The sequence below is a fragment of the Novosphingobium sp. MMS21-SN21R genome, assembly GCF_031846015.1.
In the GTDB taxonomy this organism is placed as follows: domain Bacteria; phylum Pseudomonadota; class Alphaproteobacteria; order Sphingomonadales; family Sphingomonadaceae; genus Novosphingobium.
On record NZ_JAVRDU010000001.1, the window covers coordinates 2688592 to 2705225 of the forward strand.

Below are 16634 nucleotides of genomic sequence, written 5' to 3' on the forward strand. Positions count from 1 at the left end.
CCGCTTGACCGCACGCCGGACCATGCGCCACTAGCAGCCATGCCCAACACGATTCCGCACGACGACACCCTCCACCGCCGTGGCCTGATGTTCATCCTCTCCTCGCCCTCGGGCGCGGGAAAGACGACCATCGCGCGCAAGCTGCTGGCCGAGGATGACGAGATCGCGATGTCGGTTTCGGTCACGACCCGCCCGATGCGAGCAGGCGAAGTGGAGGGCAAGGACTACTACTTCGTCGACCGTGCGGAATTCGACCGCATGGTCGAAGCGGGCGAGTTCTACGAATGGGCCACCGTCTTCGGCAATTGCTACGGCACGCCCAAGGCCCAGATCCGCGACCGCCTCAAGGCAGGTGACGACGTGCTGTTCGACATCGACTGGCAGGGCACGCAGCAATTGCACCAGAAGGCGCAAGCCGATGTGGTCCGGGTGTTCATCCTGCCGCCGAGCCTTGAGGAACTGGGCCGCCGCCTGACCGGGCGCGGCACCGACGCCCCCGAAGTGATCGATGCACGCATGGCCCGCGCCCAGGCCGAGATCAGCCACTGGGACGGCTACGACTATGTCGTGATCAACGACGATGTCGAAAGCTGCTTCGAGAAAGTGCGCGAAATTCTGGCGGCTGAGCGCATGAAGCGTACCCGCCAGACCGGGCTGATCGAATTCGTGCGCGGGTTGATGCGGGGCTAGCGCCCAGACAGCCTACCCCGCGGCGACTGACGCTTGCATCGCAAGCGCAAGTCTCGCTCCTCTCCCGGATGCGGGAGGTCTTGGGCGTTGGCATGGCTTTAAGCGCGGTCAATGCCCGCTGGGATCAACAACATCCTGCGAAATCCAGCCGTTCACGATGCCGCCGTCGATTGGCAGCGGCGTGCCCACCACGTAATCGCCTGCGCGACTGGCCAGGTAGATCGCGCCGCCCGCCATGTCTTCGATAGTGCCCACGCGCCTTGACGGGATGCCCTTGGCCGAGCCTTCGGGATTTTTCGCCGCAGCCTTGTTCATTTCCGAAGGGAACGCGCCGGGACAGATACAGCTGACGACGATCTGGTCGCGGATCAGCCGCGCCGCCATGCGCTTGGTCAGGTGGATCATGGCAGCCTTGGATGCTTGATAGCTATACGTTTCCCACGGGTTAGGCCGCAATCCGTCGACCGAGGCGATGTTGATGACCTTGGCGGGTTGCTCCGTGCTGGCTGCGCCTTTCAGCAGCCCGTGCATCTTCTGCGTCAGGAAAAACGGGGTCTTGACGTTGAGATCCATGACCTTGTCCCAGCCCGCTTCGGGGAAGTCCTCGAACTCCGCTCCCCAGGCAACGCCCGCATTGTTGACGAGGATGTCGACCTTGTCCTCGCGCTCGGCGAGGTCGGCGACCAGTTTCTCGATTCCGGCAACGCTGGAAATATCCCCCGGCAGCGCGATACACTTCTCGCCCAGACGCGCAGCGGTTTCCTCAACCACGGCGGCTTTACGCGCGGTGATGTAGACGCGCGCACATCCCGCCGCAATGAAGCCCTCAGCGATCATCGCGCCAATCCCGCGCGACCCGCCAGTGACGACTGCGACGCGACCTTCGAGGCTGAACAGCTTGGTAAAATCCATATTTAAGCCCTTCAATACCCGCTAAGCTGCGCAACGCGTTCGGCGTGGTAATACTGGTCGCCCATGAATTCGGCCAACGAGCGGTCACGCTTCATGTATAGCCCGATGTCGTATTCGTCGGTCATCCCCACGCCTCCGTGCATCTGCACGCCTTCGCGGACCGAGAGGTTGCAGGCCAGCGCCGCCTTGGCCTTGGCGACCGAGACCATGAGTTCAGCCTTTTCCGAACCTCCATCGAGCAGTTGCTGTGCCTTGATCACTGCCGCCGCTGCGATTTCCAGTTCTGAATAGCAATGCGCGGCGCGGTGCTGGAGCGCCTGAAACTCGCCGATCAGCTTGCCGAACTGCTTGCGCGTCTTGAGGTAGGCGGTCGTCACATCGAACGATCCCTGTCCCACGCCGGTCAGTTCCGCCGCCGCGCCAATGCGCCCGGCGTTCAGCACCTTGTTCAGCAAAGCGCGCCCGCCATCGACGTCACCGATCACACAATCACCATCGAGTTCAACGTTGTCGAAGCGGATGTTGCTGGCCATCGCGCTGTCGACCAGCCGCAGGTTTTCATGGGAAATGCCTGCAGCGTCCTTGGGCACGGCAAACAGCGTGATGCCGTCAACATCGGAATCGCTGCCAGAAGTGCGCGCGGCCACGATGATCGCGTCCGCCGAAGCGCCCTGCACCACGAACGCCTTGTTGCCCGACAACCGGAAGCCGTTACCCGCCTTTTCAGCGCGGGCCGCGATCCGTTCGGGCCGATGCTTCGGGCCTTCGTCCACGGCCACCGCCAGAACGCTGTCACCCGCCAGCACGCCCGGAAGCCAGCGACCGCGCAAATCGTCCGACCCGTCTGAAAGCGCGGTCACGCCCATGACCGACGTGGTAAGGAACGGCGAAGGCGTGAGATTGCGCCCGATTTCCTTGAGCACGATGCCCGCCTCGACATGACCCATGGCCAGCCCGCCATCCGCTTCTGACGCGAGCATCCCGGTGAGGCCCATTTCTGCGAACTGCTTCCATAAGCCGTGGCCGAAACCGTCCTGGCAGTTGATGTCGCGGAAGTGCCGCAGCTGCTGCTTGATCCCGCCTTCGTCGGCCATGAAGCCGGTGACGGTGTCGGCCAGCATCGCCTGGTCGTCGGTGTGATACAATGGCATCGATCAGGCTCCCGGCAGGTCGAGAATGCGTTTGGCGATGACGTTCAGCATGACCTCGCTGGTGCCGCCTTCGATCGAATTGGCCTTGGTCCGCAGCCATGAGCGGGCAGGCGTGCCGCCGCTGGTACGCTCGCTGTCCCATTCGAGTGCGGTGGCCCCGCCCGCCGACATCAGCAGTTCGTGGCGGCGCTTGTTCAGTTCGGTGCCGGCATACTTCATCATGTTGGGCTGGGCGGGATGCGCCTTGCCGACCTTGGCTTCGTCGAGAAACTTCTCGCCCATGCAGCCATAAGCGAGCGCATCCACGTCAAACATCGCCAATTCTGCGCGCAAAATGGGATCTTCCAGACCATTTCGCGCCACAATTGCGCCAATCGCGTTGAGCCGGTCACCGCCGCCCGCGCCCGAAATCATCTCGCGCTCATGGCCAAGCAGGTATTTGGCCACGTCCCAGCCGCGGTTGAGGTCGCCAACGATCTGGGTCTTCGGGACCACCACATTGTCGAAGAACGTCTCGCAAAACGGCGAATTGCCGCTGATCAGCTTGATCGGCTTGGTCGTCACGCCCGGTGTCGTCATGTCGAACAGCAGGAAGCTGATGCCCTGATACTTGTTCGCCTTGTCGGTGCGGACGAGGCAGAAAATCCAGTCGGCCTTGTCGGCATAGGATGTCCAGATTTTCTGACCGTTGACGACCCAGTGGTCTCCCTGATCTTCGCCGAAGGTTTGCAGGGAAACCAGGTCCGAGCCTGAACCCGGCTCCGAATAGCCCTGGCACCAGCGGATTTCGCCGCGGGCGATCTCGCCCAGATAATGGACCTTCTGTTCCTCGGTGCCGAACTTGAGCAGTGCAGGGCCAAGCATCCAGATGCCAAAGCTCGACAGCGGCGGGCGCGCGCCGATCCGGGCGCATTCCTCGCGCCATACTTTTGCTTCGGCAGGAGACATTCCCGCACCGCCATAGGCCCTGGGCCAATCGGGCACCGTATAACCCTTGGCCACGCAGGCTTCGAGCCACGCCTTCTGAGCGGCATTCTTGAACTGGAAGTTGCGCCCGCCCCAGCAGACGTCGCCTTCATCGCGCACGGGTTCACGCATCTCGGCGGGGCAGTTCGCCTCCAGCCAGGTGCGGATTTCCTGACGGAAACTCTCAAGGTCAGACATGGTCTTGGCTCCTCTCTTAATCGCAAGGTTAAGGCGAGTTGGAAGGCTCTGGCAAGCGCAGAATTCGGGCATTCCGGCCAAGTGGTGCATGCCGTAGCGTCAACTGCACCAGCATTGACGAAGGCTTTATCGCGCCTAAGCTGACGGAAACGAAAACCGGCCAAAACGCCGCGGGAGAGAGCCATGCGATTCAACGGAAAAACGGTGGTCGTCACAGGCGCGGCGTCGGGAATCGGGCGCGCGGCGACGCTTGCCTTCGCTGCCGAGGGTGCCACGGTCTATGCCGCCGACATTGACGAAGCAGGGCTGGCGAAAACGGCGTCGGCATCCAACGGACCCATCGTCACTGCGCGCTGCGACGTAACCCGCACCGAAGACATCAAGGCGCTGATGGACCGCGCAGCGGCCGAAACCGGAGGCATCGACACCGTATTCAACAACGCGGGCGCAGGAGGCGACCGCGCGCCGATCGACGAGATCGAGCCTGAAGGCTGGGACCGCACGATGGACCTGCTGCTGCGTTCAGTCGCATTCGGCATCCGCTACGCTGTGCCGCACATGATCGGGCGCAAAGGCGCATCGTTCGTCAACACCTCCAGCATCGCAGCCATTGGTCCGGGCTATTCGCCCACCGCCTATGCCGTGGCCAAGGCAGGCGTGCTGCACCTTACCAAGCTTGCTTCCGCCGATCTGGCGAAATACCAGATCCGGGTCAACGCAGTGCAGCCAGGCTTCATCAACACCAATATCTTTACCAGATCGCTTGGCCTGACAGATGCGCTGGAGGCACAGGCCAAGGGCGCGATTGCTGCCATGTCGCAGGCGGCGCAGCCTATCGCGCGCGGCGGCCAGGCGGAAGACATCGCGCAGGCCGTGCTGTTTCTTGCCAGCGAGGCAGCGAGCTTCGTCACCGGCACCTCGCTGATCGTGGATGGCGGCATCACCATAGGCCCGCGCCACAGTTGGGACCCGGCCATGCCCGACCTGTTCGACGCCCTCCAACAGATGGCCGAAGATGGCAAGGCCTGACCCCTTAATCGAACGCTTAAATTTTCGCTTGAAAAGCCCGCTCGCCCGTTGAACACTACCGCCAAGCAAAGTTCGGGCGTGCCCCAAGGAGAGCCTCATGGATTTCGAACCCACCGATCGCCAGAAATACTGGCGCGACCGTGTCCGCCAGTTCATCGAGGGCCATGTCCGGCCGCGTGACAAGGACTACAAGGCGGAACAGGCCAAACCCGACCGCTGGAAAGTTATCCAGACGATCGAGGAAGAGAAAGCCCGCGCCAAGGCGCAAGGCATCTGGAACCTGTTCATGCCGCCGCGCAATGGCGGGCATCATCATGTCGACGAGACGTTCGAATTCGAAGGCCCCGGCCTCACCAATCTGGAATATGCGCTTTGTGCCGAGGAAATGGGCCGCGTCGGCTGGGCGAGCGAGGTGTTCAACTGCTCCGCCCCCGATACCGGCAACATGGAAGTGTTCCACCGCTATGGCACGCTGGAGCAGAAGGAGCAGTGGCTGCGCCCGCTGATGAATGGCGAGATCCGCTCGGCATTCCTGATGACGGAACCGCAGGTCGCCTCGTCCGACGCCACCAACATCGAGACGTCGATCCGGCGTGAGGGCGACGAATACGTCATCAACGGCACGAAATGGTGGTCTTCGGGCGCGGGCGATCCGCGCTGCAGGATCGCTATCGTCATGGGCAAGACCGATTTCGAGGCCAAACGCCATCAGCAGCAGTCGATGGTGCTGATGCCGCTGGACGCGCCGGGCGTGACGATCCTGCGTCACCTGCCCGTGTTCGGCTATGACGATGCACCGCACGGCCACATGGAAATCGCCATGAAAGACGTCCGCATCCCCGCATCCAACATGCTGCTGGGCGAAGGGCGCGGGTTCGAGATCGCGCAAGGGCGTCTCGGGCCGGGCCGCATCCACCACTGCATGCGCACGATCGGTGTTGCCGAAGAAGCCCTCTCGAAGATGGCCCGCCGCCTCCAGTCGCGTGTGGCCTTTGGCAAGCGCGTGTCCGAACAATCGGTATGGGAAGAGCGCATTGCACGTGCCCGTATCGATATAGACATGACCCGCCTGCTCTGCCTCAAGGCGGCTGACATGATGGACAAGGTGGGCAACAAGGCCGCAGCGCTCGAAATCGCGATGATCAAGGTGCAGGCGCCGAACATGGCGCTGCGCATTCTCGACGACGCAATTCAGGCACATGGCGGCGGCGGCGTGTCGGAGGACTTCGGGCTGGCGCAGGCCTATGCGCACATGCGGACGTTGCGCCTTGCCGATGGGCCGGATGAAGTCCACGCGCGGTCGATCGCGCGGATCGAGTTCGCCCGCCATGCCGACATGCCTCAGGGTGAGCGGGGCCTCAGCTCCGGCGATCTGGGCGTGGCGCGCTGACTGCAACCGGAGAGAGAACAATGAAAGCCGCCGTCCTCGTCAAACCGGGCAAGCCGCTGGAAATCCACGACCTGACCGTGGCCAAGCCCGGTCCGCACGAGGTGCTGATCCGCACCGCCGCCTGCGGGCTGTGCCACTCGGATCTGCACTTCATCGACGGTGCCTATCCGCACCCCCTGCCCGCCGTTCCCGGCCACGAGGCAGCAGGCATCGTCGAGGCGGTCGGCTCCGAGGTGCGCACGGTCAAGGTGGGCGACGCGGTGGTCACGTGTCTTTCCGCCTACTGCGGGCATTGCGAGTTTTGCGTGACCGGGCATTTGTCGCTGTGCCTGGGCGCAGACACGCGCCGTGGGCCGGGCGACGTGCCGCGCCTTACCCGCAGCGACGATGGCAGCGCAGTGAATCAGATGCTCAACCTCTCGGCCTTTGCCGAGCAGATGCTGGTCCACGAGCACGCCTGCGTGGCGATCAATCCGGACATGCCGCTGGACCGCGCCGCGATCATCGGCTGCGCGGTGACGACAGGCGCCGGCGCAGTGTTCAACGCGGCCAAGCTGACGCCGGGCGAGACGATCTGCGTGGTCGGCTGCGGCGGCGTCGGGCTGGCTACCGTCAATGCCGCGAAAATTGCAGGCGCAGGGCGGATCATCGCGGTCGATCCCATGCCTGAAAAGCGCGCGCTGGCAATGAAGCTGGGCGCAACCGATGCCATCGATGCCGGGCCGGATGCGGCAAAGGACATCGTCGAGATGACCAAGGGCGGCGTCCACCACGCCATCGAGGCCGTGGGCCGTCCGGCTTCGGGTGATCTTGCCGTGGCAGCGCTGCGGCGCGGGGGTACGGCCACCATTGTCGGGATGATGCCGCTGAACCACAAGGTCGGGCTTTCGGCGATGGACCTGCTTTCGGACAAGAAGCTGCAGGGCGCGCTGATGGGGCGTAACCGCTTCCCGGTGGACCTGCCGCGGCTTGTCGATTTCTATATGCGCGGATTGCTCGATCTCGACAGCATCATTGCCGAGCGCATCCCGCTTTCAGGCATCAACGAAGGCTTCGACAAGATGAAGCAGGGCCATTCCGCCCGCTCGGTCATCGTGTTCGGCGCGTGACCGAGCCGCTCGACGCCCAGACCGCGTTTACAGGCACCGTCGCTCCACATGGGGCTGACCGGCTGGACGAGGCTGCGCTCACCCGTTGGTGCAAAGCCAATGTCGACGGTTTTCAGGGACCACTGACCACCGCAAAGTTCAAGGGCGGCCAGTCCAACCCGACTTACCGCATCGACAGCCCGTCCGGCCCCTATGTCCTGCGGCGCAAACCGTTCGGCAATCTGCTGCCCTCCGCTCATGCAGTTGACCGCGAATACAAGGTGCAGGCAGGGCTGTTCGGCACCGGATTTCCGGTCGCACGGCAATATGGGCTGTGCACCGACGATGCGGTGATCGGATCGTGGTTCTACGTGATGGGCTGTGTCGATGGCCGTACGATCTGGAACGGTGCAATGCCGGGGGCGACACCCGAATTCCGGCGCGCAACCTACTTTGCTATGGTCGATACGCTGGCGGCGCTGCATCAGGTCGATGTCGCGGCTGCGGACCTTGCTGATTATGGCAAGCCTGGCAATTACTTCGGGCGGCAGGTCGAGCGCTGGACGAAGCAATACCGCCTCGCCGAGACCGAGACGATGCCTGAAATGGAGCGGTTGATCGCGTGGCTGCCCGCCACATTGCCGCAGCAGGACCGCACCAGCATCGTCCATGGTGATTTCCGCATCGACAACATGATTTTTGCCCCCGGCTCGGCAGAGGTGGTGGCGGTGCTCGATTGGGAACTGTCTACGCTGGGCGATCCGCTCGCCGATTTCACTTATCTGTGCATGGCCTGGGTGACTGACAACGAAGGCCGCTCGGGCGTGCAGGATCTTGACCACAAGGCGCTGGGAATTCCCGAACTGGACGAAATCGTCGCGCGCTATTGCGAGAAGACCGGGCGCAACGGGATTCCCGACATCGATTGGTATCTGGCGTTCAATTTCTTCCGCCTCGCCGGGATCGTGCAGGGCATCAAGAAACGCGTGATCGACGGCACCGCGTCGAGCGCCCACGCCAAGGCGACGTCGGAGCGCGTCTATCCACTGGCGGAAGCGGCATGGCGCTTCGCGCTGAAGGCTGGCGCGCGCTAGAAGCCGCACCATGTCGCGTCGGCTCAGGATTTATTTCGACGGCGGTTGCCGCCCCAACCCCGGCCCGGTCGAAGTGGCCGCGGTGGTGCGCGGCGTTACGCATATCCGCGACGATCTCGGCCACGGGAACAACGGCGATGCCGAGTGGCTGGCGCTGATCCACGCGCTCGAAATCGCGCAAAAGTTGGGTGAAACGCAGTTTGAGCTGGTGGGTGACAGCCGAAACGTGATTGCGCAGGCGACGGGGGCAGCGCGCAGCCGGTCAATGGATGACAAGGCGCATTTTGAGCGGTTCTCGGCGCTTACCGCAGCAAATCCGCCTGCGCGCATCCGCTGGATCAAGCGCACGCAGAACCTTGCGGGAATTGCGTTGGCCGCGCGGCACGGGCGGTAGCGGAGCGCCCACCCCAGCCCCTCCCGCTCGCGGGAGGGGCTGGGGGTTGATCAGGCAGCTTGCGCCTTGGTTCCGGCGCGCTCTTCATTGAGTGCTTCGGCCAGCAGGAACGCCAGTTCGATCGACTGCGCCGCGTTGAGGCGCGGGTCGCAATGGGTGTGGTAGCGGTCGGCCAGGCCTTCCTGGGTGATAGCGATGGCGCCGCCGGTGCATTCGGTGACGTCCTGTCCGGTCATCTCGATGTGGATGCCGCCCGCGTGGGTGCCCTCGGCGCGGTGGACCGCGAAGAAACCCTTCACTTCGGACAGGATGCGGTCGAACGGACGGGTCTTGTAGCCGTTGTCGGCCTTGATCACGTTGCCGTGCATCGGGTCGCACGACCAGACCACCGGATGCCCTTCGCGCTGCACCGCGCGGACGAGCTGCGGCAAGCCGGCTTCGACCTTGTCATGCCCGAAGCGGCTGATCAGGGTCATGCGTCCGGCTTCACGCCCTGGATTGAGCGTGTCGAGCATCTTGAGCAGCGCGTCGGGCGTCAGCGACGGCCCGCACTTCATGCCGATGGGATTGCCGACGCCGCGCAGGTATTCGACATGCGCCGAACCTTCGAACCGGGTGCGATCCCCGATCCACAGCATGTGCGCGCTCGTATCGTACCAGTCGCCGGTGAGCGAATCCTGCCGGGTCATCGCCTCTTCATAAGGCAGCAACAGCGCTTCATGGCTGGTGTAGAAGCTGGTTCCCTGCAGCTGCGGGACAGTGCGCGGATCGACGCCGCAGGCTTCCATGAAGTCGAGCGATTCGCCGATCTTGTCGGCCATTTCGCTGAACTTGGTTGCCCATGCGCTCTTGCCGATATGGTCGAGCGTCCACTGGTGGACCTGACGCAAGTTGGCATAGCCGCCGGTCGAAAACGCGCGCAGCAGGTTCAGCGTTGCCGCCGCCTGGCTATAGGCGCGCAGCATCCGTTCGGGATCGGGAATGCGCGATTCCGGAGTGAAATCGATGCCATTGATGTTGTCGCCAAGGTAGCTCGGCAATTCGACTCCGCCGATCACTTCAACCGGCGACGAGCGCGGCTTGGCGAACTGGCCGGCCATGCGGCCCACTTTCACCACCGGCTGCTTGCTCGCGAACGTCAGCACGACCGCCATCTGCAGCAGCACGCGGAACGTGTCGCGGATGTTGTTGGGGTGGAATTCGGCAAAGCTTTCGGCGCAGTCCCCGCCCTGCAGCAGGAAACCCTTGCCCGCAGCGACTTGGGCCAGATCGGCCTTGAGCGCGCGCGCCTCGCCGGCAAAGACCAGCGGCGGAAAGCTCGTCAGGGTCTTCTCGACCTCGTTCAGCTTTTCGGCATTCGGATAGGTCGGCAGATGCCGTCCCTCATATCCGCGCCATGATTCCGCAGTCCAGTTCTGTGCCACTTTGCCTTCCTTTCAAGAGGCGGGGCCATAAGGCGGTGGCGCAAGAATTGCAAAGGAAGCCTTGCATGCGCCGCAATCATTCGGCGCGGCCTCCGGCATAAGTGGAATCCACTAGGCCCGATAAGCGGTTGCTTGGCCTCCGGACAGGTAGGTTAACCTCGACCATCCGCTGACGGGCACGCCAGCCGTTCCGTTTCAAAGGTGGCCTCGTTAGCCATGTCCGGAAGCCTGTCCCAAGCGCCATGTTCCTTTGCCGCCGCCTCCTGTCAGCAGTCCTGCGCAATCGCTCGGGCAACATCCTGCCGCTCGCGGCAATGGCAATCTTTGCAGTGGCCGCGTTGCTTGGCGGCGCGATCGACATCAGCCGCGCCTGGCGTGCTCAGACAAAGCTTCAGGCGGCGTGCGATGCAGGCGTGCTGGCCGGGCGCAAGGCAGTGACGACCAAGGGCTTTGATTCCACCGCCAACACCCAGGCGCAAAGCTACTTCAACGCCAACTTCAACCCCGACAGGTTCGGCGCCATCGACACAACGTTCGTTGCGTCCTCGGCTGACAAGGGCGGCACGATTGACGGGCTGGCCACGACCTATCTGCCGCCGATCATGATGCAGATCTTCGGCTATGGCGACATGAAGCTGGTCAGCGACTGCACCGCATCGATGGGCGTGGGCAACAGCGATATCATGATGGTGCTCGACACCACGGGCTCGATGAACTCTCTATTGTCGGGCAGCACGCAGACCCGCATTCAGGCGCTGCGCGCGTCGATGAAGAACTTTTACGATACGGTAGAAACGGCGCTGTCGGGCACCAATGGCCGCGTGCGCTACGGCTTCGTGCCTTATAGTTCTTCGGTCAACGTCGGGCAGTTGCTGGTCGATCTGGACCCAAACTACCTCGTGGACAGTTGGACGATCCAGTCTCGCAAACCGATCTACAAATCGGTCCAGACGCTCACCGGCTATGGCACGCCGACTACTGGCTCGCCCGCGACGACGACGACCACGCCGACCTATTCATCATGGGCGAATTACGGATCGAGCACGTATCTTTCGTCTTCTGCATGCAACAATGCCAAGCCTGCAGACACGGCCTGGGCAAATAGCGGAGCTGCGACAAGCACTTCGACGACGACAATCAATGGTTCAGGCCAGCAGGTCGTCACCACAGTCACGACCCAGCCCCAGACTGCGACCTTTTACCAGTGCTCTTGGCAGATTCTTTTTTACAAGATCCAGTCACGCACCGGTTCCCGCAATTCGGTCACCACGACAATCTCGACGGCCAATCCGGTCTACACGACAACCCAGACGTTCGATAAGTGGGAATACCGGCCGGTCACTTACGACACGAGCCAGTACAAGCAGTTCCAGTCTGTCTCGACCAACACCGGCACCAATGGCGCCGCGCAATCTTCAACATGGAAAGGCTGTATCGAAGAGCGCTCGACCGTTTCCGAAGATGCCTTCACGTGGTCATCGATCACCGGATTCACCCCAGCCGGGGCTGAGGACCTCGAAATCGACGCTGCGCCCGATGGCACGAACGCCACCAAATGGGCACCGATTTGGCCCGACGTCGCCTATATCCGCACGGTGACCTACAGCGGCGTGGTCTATATGAACAGCGCGATGCCCTCACCCACCGGGCAGTTGGCGGCGTCCTATTGCCCCACCGCCGCACGCCTTCTCGGGACGATGAACAAGTCGGCCTACTATGCCTTTGCAGATTCGCTGACGCCCGAAGGCGGGACGTATCACGATATCGGCTTGGTCTGGGGGGCACGCCTCGCCTCGCCTGACGGCATGTGGTCGACCAACGTGCGCGAAGCGCCCGACAATGGCGGCGAAGTCTCGCGCCACCTGATCTTCATGACCGATGGCGAAATGGCCCCAAGCTATTCGATCCAGTCATCGTGGGGCATCGAATACCACGACCGCCGCGTTACGGACGATGGTGTGACCAACGACACCGCGCGGCACAATTCGCGCTTTCTGGCCCTATGCGATGCGGTCAAGGCCAAGGGTATCCGCATCTGGGTCATAGCCTTTGCCCAGGCCATGACCAGCCAGTTGCAAACCTGCGCCTCGGATTCGAGTGCGTTCACTGCCGCCAACGCCAGCCAGCTCGATGCCGCTTTCCAGTCGATCGCCAAGCAGGTGGGTGAACTGCGGGTGGTGCAATGACGAAGCGCTCACTCTGCTGTGACAGCGAAGGCGCAACGATCGTCGAGTTCGCAATCGTCGTGCCGTTGTTCATGGTGCTGCTGCTTGGCATCATGGACGTTGGCCAGATGGTCTACGGCAAGTCTGTTCTGGCGGGCGCGGTGCGCAAGGCCGCCCGAGAATCCTCGCTGGAAACCCGCAACACCTCGGAAGCCGATGCCATGGTGCTCGACATGATCCGTCCCGTCCTTCCGGGCGTGACCATCGCGACCACACGCAAGAGCTACTACGACTTTTCCGATATTGGGCGTCCCGAAAAATGGAACGATTCCAACAAGAATGGAAATTGCGACAACAACGAGACCTATACCGACGAAAATCGCAATGCGCAGTGGGACGAGGATGTGGGCAAGGCCGGCAGCGATGGCGGCGCGAGCGACGTGGTGGTCTACACCGTAAACGCCTCGTTCGAGCCGGCGTTCAAAGTCCCGTTCCTGCCCAAGCTCTGGAGCAACCGCACCCTGTCCTCGACAGCCGTGACCCGCAACCAGCCCTTTGCAACCCAGGCCGGATACGGCTCGAGCGCAGGAAGCTGTGCATGACCTTGAACGTTCGCCAGATCGCCGCCGTCTTGCGCAACCGAACGGCCGTTTCAACCATCGAGTTCGCACTGGTCCTGCCGGTGTTCATGATCCTGGGCATGTATGGCGCGGAAATCGCATGGATGAACGCGTCCGCACTCGAGGCTAGTCAGGTCGCGGTAGCGCTGGCCGACAATGCCTCACGCCTTGGCCAGACCGACAACAGCGGTGTGACGCCGACCATTACCGGAGCCGATATCGTCTCTGTGCTGACAGGCGCGATTGAAGAGGGGAAGAATATCGGTCTGAACGGTGATGGCCGGGTGATCCTGTCGAGCCTTGAGACGCATGCCGTGACTGGCAAGCAATACGTCCACTGGCAGCACTGCATGGGCTCGCTCAAGAAGGATTCCGCGCACGGCAAGCCCGATCTGACCGGAAGCGCGCTGTCCGCCATCGCGTCAGGCCTTGCCATCGGCAAAACGAAAATCACCGCGCCAGCAGGCTCGGCAGTCATGGTCGCCGAGGTCTGGTACAAGCACAAGGGCCTGTTCGGGACGATGTTCATCCAACCAATCACGATGCATGAAGAATCAGCCGTCATAGTGCGCGACAACCGCAATCTCACCACCGGTATCAGCAACAGCAACCCATCCACGAATTGCTGATCCCCGATCAGGGAGCAGATTTCTCCGGCACGACTTCCAACCGCCAGCTCTTGTCGCTGCGCAAGTAGCGCTGGGCCAGCGCCTGCATCCTTTCGGGCGTGGTCTGGCTGTAGTCGCTCAGGATCGTACGGATCCCTGCGATCTTGCGCGGATCGTTTGCCGCGCCTTCCAATTGGAACATGTAGAAGCCGTTGCCGGTGCTCGCCCGCGTGATGAGTTGCTTGAGCGGCTCGGTAACCCGCGCAACCTCGTCAGCACTCGGCGGGCTGGCCGCAAGGTCTGCCGCGATCTTGTCTGCCGCCGCAAAGAACGTATCGAAATCGGTCGGTCGCAATTGCACGGTCGCAGCGATGTAGCCGCCCGAGGGAAGGTCGAGCGGCCAGCTTGATCCCACTTGCGGCGCGTAGCTTGCGCCGACTTTCTCGCGCATCGCGTCAAACAGGCGGTTGTTGAAGATCTGGGCGAGGATTTCGAGCTGGCGGCTTTCGCGCACCCCCGCCTGCCCGCCGCCCGTCGGCCATGCCATGACCGCTGCGGCCTGGCCCGGATCACCGCGATGGGTCAGCACCAGCGGCTCGGTATTGTGCGCCGGGATATTGGGCGAAAGCGCGGGTGCCGTGCTGGCGGGCCGCGCCGGCAGCGCGCCGAAGGTCTTCTCCAGCGAAGCCAGCGCTTGCTCGCGGTTGAAATCGCCAAACATGTCGATCTCGATGGGGCCTTGCGCCAGCAGCGGCTCCCAAGCCTTGCGGAAGCCGTCAGGCGTTACTTTGGCCAGTTCCGCCGGATTTGGCGTGGCATAACGCGGATCGCCATCGCGCAGCAGCCAGGTCAGGTCACGCCCGAGCACGGCCATCGGCGAGGAATTATAGCTTTCGTACTGCAACTTCGACGCTGCCTTGGCGCGCAGCACGGGATTGGGGTCCCAGCGTGGCGACGCCAGCTTGGCCGCCATCAGGTAGAGTTGATCCTCCAGATCCGCAGGACGCGTATCGGCTGAAAGACGGAACGCCGTGTCGTCGATATCGAAATCAAGGCTCAGCTTGCGGCCCGTGGCCAGACGATCAAGATCGTCGCGCCCCAGCGTGCCGATGCCGCTGTCCATCAGCGCGGCTTCGCCGATTGGTCCGTAGACCGCATCCTGCGGCGCAATCGCGGAATAGCCGCCACCGAACCGTGCCTTGACGATGATCCGCCCCGGCTCTGCGTCGTTGGGCCAGAGCAGGACCTTGACCCCGTTCGACAGCTCAATCTGCTCGATCCCCAACAGCCCGATGGGGCGGGCGCTGGCAACGCTGCCCGGCGTTCCCACCGGCGGCAGGTCCGAAAACTTGAGCGTATTGGCGGCGACGCGGCTGCCCGAGGCTGCATCAACTTTCTGGGTGAGCGCCATGCGCAATGCCGCATCGTCCGCCTCGCCCGCCTTGGGGGTGATCATCAGAGGCCGGATCACCGTGCCTTGGAACAGCTTGCGCGTGCTGGCCAGCACAGCCTCGGGCTTGAACAGCGGGACCGAGTCCCTGAAGATGCCATAGACCGTGTCGGGATTGGCCACCGTCTCGCGGATATCGACGGCATTGACGACATCGTCCGCCGCCTTCGATCCGGCGATGGTCGATTGCGTTTCCACGCCGACCTTGAACGCCACTTCGAACTCGGCAACCTCGCGGTCGATCTCTGCCTGCGAGGGCGGTGTGGCGAGCGCATCGGCGATGACCGAACGCACATCGGTCACAGCGCTTTTCCAATCATCGCCCAGCGGCGTCACCGTCACGATGGTCGCATCGGCAGACCGCGAAAGCTCCTGCTTCATCTCGTCGACAGAAGCCACAAGATAACTGCCGCCGCCGCGCGCCCGGCCTTCAAGCCGGCGGTTGATCAACGCCAGCGCCAGCCGGTCAACCATCAGCCCCTGATTGTAGACAATCGTATCGTTCACCTTCGACCATGGCCGCAAGATCGCCCAGTTGACGATGCGCGGCAGGTCCGGCTCGACCAGCACCTTGGCCTCGCCCACCGGGTTCTTCGGATCGAGCCCCGCAGGCGCGACGGGCTTGCCGAAGTCGGGCTGCACCGGCTTCTTGCCCGCGGCTTTCCAGCCGCCGAACCATTGCTCGATCCGCGCGACCAGTGCTGCCGGATCGGCATCACCCGCCACCACGATCACGGTGTTGTCCGGACGGTACCACTTCGCATGGAACGCGCTGACCGCCGCCGCGTTGGCCGCCTCGAGCGTCTGCACCGTGCCGATGGGATTGCGCGAGGCGAGCAACTGGTTCTTGAAGAACAGGTCGCGCGTCTGATCAAGCACGCGCGATTGCGGGCTTGTCCGCTCGCGCATTTCGGCAAGGACGATCGGCACTTCGGTCTTTACACCATGATCGGTGAAGATCGGTGCGGTGACCATGCCCGAGAGCAGCTTGAACGTCTCGTCGAGCTTATCGCTCGTCGCATTGGGAATATCGAGCTTGTAGACCGTCTGCGTCGGGCTGGTCTCGGCATTGGTGTCGCTCCCGAAAGTTGCCCCCAGCCGCTGCCAGGTCGGGATCGTCTCACCTTCCTTGAGATATTTCGATTCGCGGAAGGTGAGGTGCTCGATCAGATGGGCATAGCCGCGCTGCGGCTCGGTCTCGTACATCGAGCCTGCATCCACCAGCACGCGGATTGAGACCTGTTCGGGCGGCACGCCGTTGTGGCGGACGGCATAGCGGATGCCGTTGGACAGGACACCGAAGGTCCAGGCCTTGTCCTGCGGAACATCCGACCCCTTGTAGAGCCATGGCACGTCAGCTTTGGCCGGGGCGCGGGCATCAAGGGGGGCCGCGCTGAGCAGCAGGAGGGGAAGGAGAAGGCCAAGGCGCCGGGCGCGCTTTTCTGGGAAATGCAT

General features: G+C 63.0%; 14 protein-coding genes. 9 read left to right on the forward strand and 5 right to left on the reverse strand.

What is annotated here, in order from left to right:
• The first annotated feature begins 39 nt into the window (after window positions 1-39).
• Entirely contained in the window at window positions 40-690 is a 651-nt protein-coding gene (gene gmk, locus RM192_RS12905) for a guanylate kinase (RefSeq protein ID WP_311507967.1), read from the forward strand.
• Window positions 691-798: 108 nt separating this feature from the next.
• Here the strand turns inward: gmk and RM192_RS12910 are convergent, their stop codons facing one another.
• Genes RM192_RS12910 through RM192_RS12920 form a run of 3 tightly spaced genes read right to left on the reverse strand, consistent with a single transcriptional unit; the run spans window position 799 to window position 3917 of the window.
• Complete coding sequence (locus tag RM192_RS12910) at window positions 799-1602, reverse strand: SDR family NAD(P)-dependent oxidoreductase (protein ID WP_311507968.1); 804 nt, start codon at window positions 1600-1602, stop codon at window positions 799-801.
• A gap of 11 nt (window positions 1603-1613) precedes the next feature.
• Window positions 1614-2753: an acyl-CoA dehydrogenase family protein gene (locus RM192_RS12915; protein WP_311507969.1), complete on the reverse strand. Its 1140-nt coding sequence runs from the start codon at window positions 2751-2753 to the stop codon at window positions 1614-1616.
• Window positions 2754-2756: 3 nt separating this feature from the next.
• On the reverse strand, window positions 2757-3917 hold the full coding sequence (locus RM192_RS12920) for an acyl-CoA dehydrogenase family protein (RefSeq protein WP_311507970.1): 1161 nt from the start codon (window positions 3915-3917) through the stop codon (window positions 2757-2759).
• A gap of 183 nt (window positions 3918-4100) precedes the next feature.
• Here RM192_RS12920 and RM192_RS12925 point away from each other — a divergent pair, with 183 nt between their 5' ends.
• The 5 genes from RM192_RS12925 (at window position 4101) to RM192_RS12945 (ending at window position 8912) form a co-directional block, all read left to right on the forward strand.
• Window positions 4101-4946: an SDR family NAD(P)-dependent oxidoreductase gene (locus RM192_RS12925; RefSeq protein WP_311507971.1), complete on the forward strand. Its 846-nt coding sequence runs from the start codon at window positions 4101-4103 to the stop codon at window positions 4944-4946.
• Window positions 4947-5043: 97 nt separating this feature from the next.
• A complete protein-coding gene (locus RM192_RS12930; RefSeq protein WP_311507972.1) occupies window positions 5044-6336 on the forward strand; it encodes an acyl-CoA dehydrogenase family protein in 1293 nt (430 codons plus the stop codon).
• Between the two features lie 20 nt (window positions 6337-6356).
• Entirely contained in the window at window positions 6357-7445 is a 1089-nt protein-coding gene (locus tag RM192_RS12935) for a Zn-dependent alcohol dehydrogenase (RefSeq protein WP_311507973.1), read from the forward strand.
• Entirely contained in the window at window positions 7442-8518 is a 1077-nt protein-coding gene (locus RM192_RS12940) for a phosphotransferase family protein (protein WP_311507974.1), read from the forward strand. Before RM192_RS12935 ends, RM192_RS12940 begins: the two co-directional genes overlap by 4 nt.
• Before the next feature lie 10 nt (window positions 8519-8528).
• A complete protein-coding gene (locus RM192_RS12945; protein WP_311507975.1) occupies window positions 8529-8912 on the forward strand; it encodes a reverse transcriptase-like protein in 384 nt (127 codons plus the stop codon).
• A 50-nt stretch (window positions 8913-8962) separates the two neighbouring features.
• Here the strand turns inward: RM192_RS12945 and RM192_RS12950 are convergent, their stop codons facing one another.
• Window positions 8963-10336 (reverse strand): class II 3-deoxy-7-phosphoheptulonate synthase, encoded by a 1374-nt coding sequence (locus RM192_RS12950; protein ID WP_311507976.1) that lies wholly within the window; start codon window positions 10334-10336, stop codon window positions 8963-8965.
• Between the two features lie 242 nt (window positions 10337-10578).
• Between RM192_RS12950 and RM192_RS12955 the strand changes: the two genes are divergently transcribed.
• From RM192_RS12955 to RM192_RS12965, 3 genes are read left to right on the forward strand one after another with little or no spacing between them, the layout of a single operon-like run.
• Complete coding sequence (locus tag RM192_RS12955) at window positions 10579-12522, forward strand: pilus assembly protein TadG-related protein (protein ID WP_311507977.1); 1944 nt, start codon at window positions 10579-10581, stop codon at window positions 12520-12522.
• On the forward strand, window positions 12519-13103 hold the full coding sequence (locus RM192_RS12960) for a pilus assembly protein (protein ID WP_311507978.1): 585 nt from the start codon (window positions 12519-12521) through the stop codon (window positions 13101-13103). The genes RM192_RS12955 and RM192_RS12960 overlap by 4 nt, the downstream gene beginning before the upstream one ends.
• On the forward strand, window positions 13100-13750 hold the full coding sequence (locus RM192_RS12965) for a pilus assembly protein TadE (protein WP_311507980.1): 651 nt from the start codon (window positions 13100-13102) through the stop codon (window positions 13748-13750). Before RM192_RS12960 ends, RM192_RS12965 begins: the two co-directional genes overlap by 4 nt.
• Before the next feature lie 7 nt (window positions 13751-13757).
• Here the strand turns inward: RM192_RS12965 and RM192_RS12970 are convergent, their stop codons facing one another.
• A complete protein-coding gene (locus RM192_RS12970) occupies window positions 13758-16634 on the reverse strand; it encodes an insulinase family protein (protein WP_311507981.1) in 2877 nt (958 codons plus the stop codon).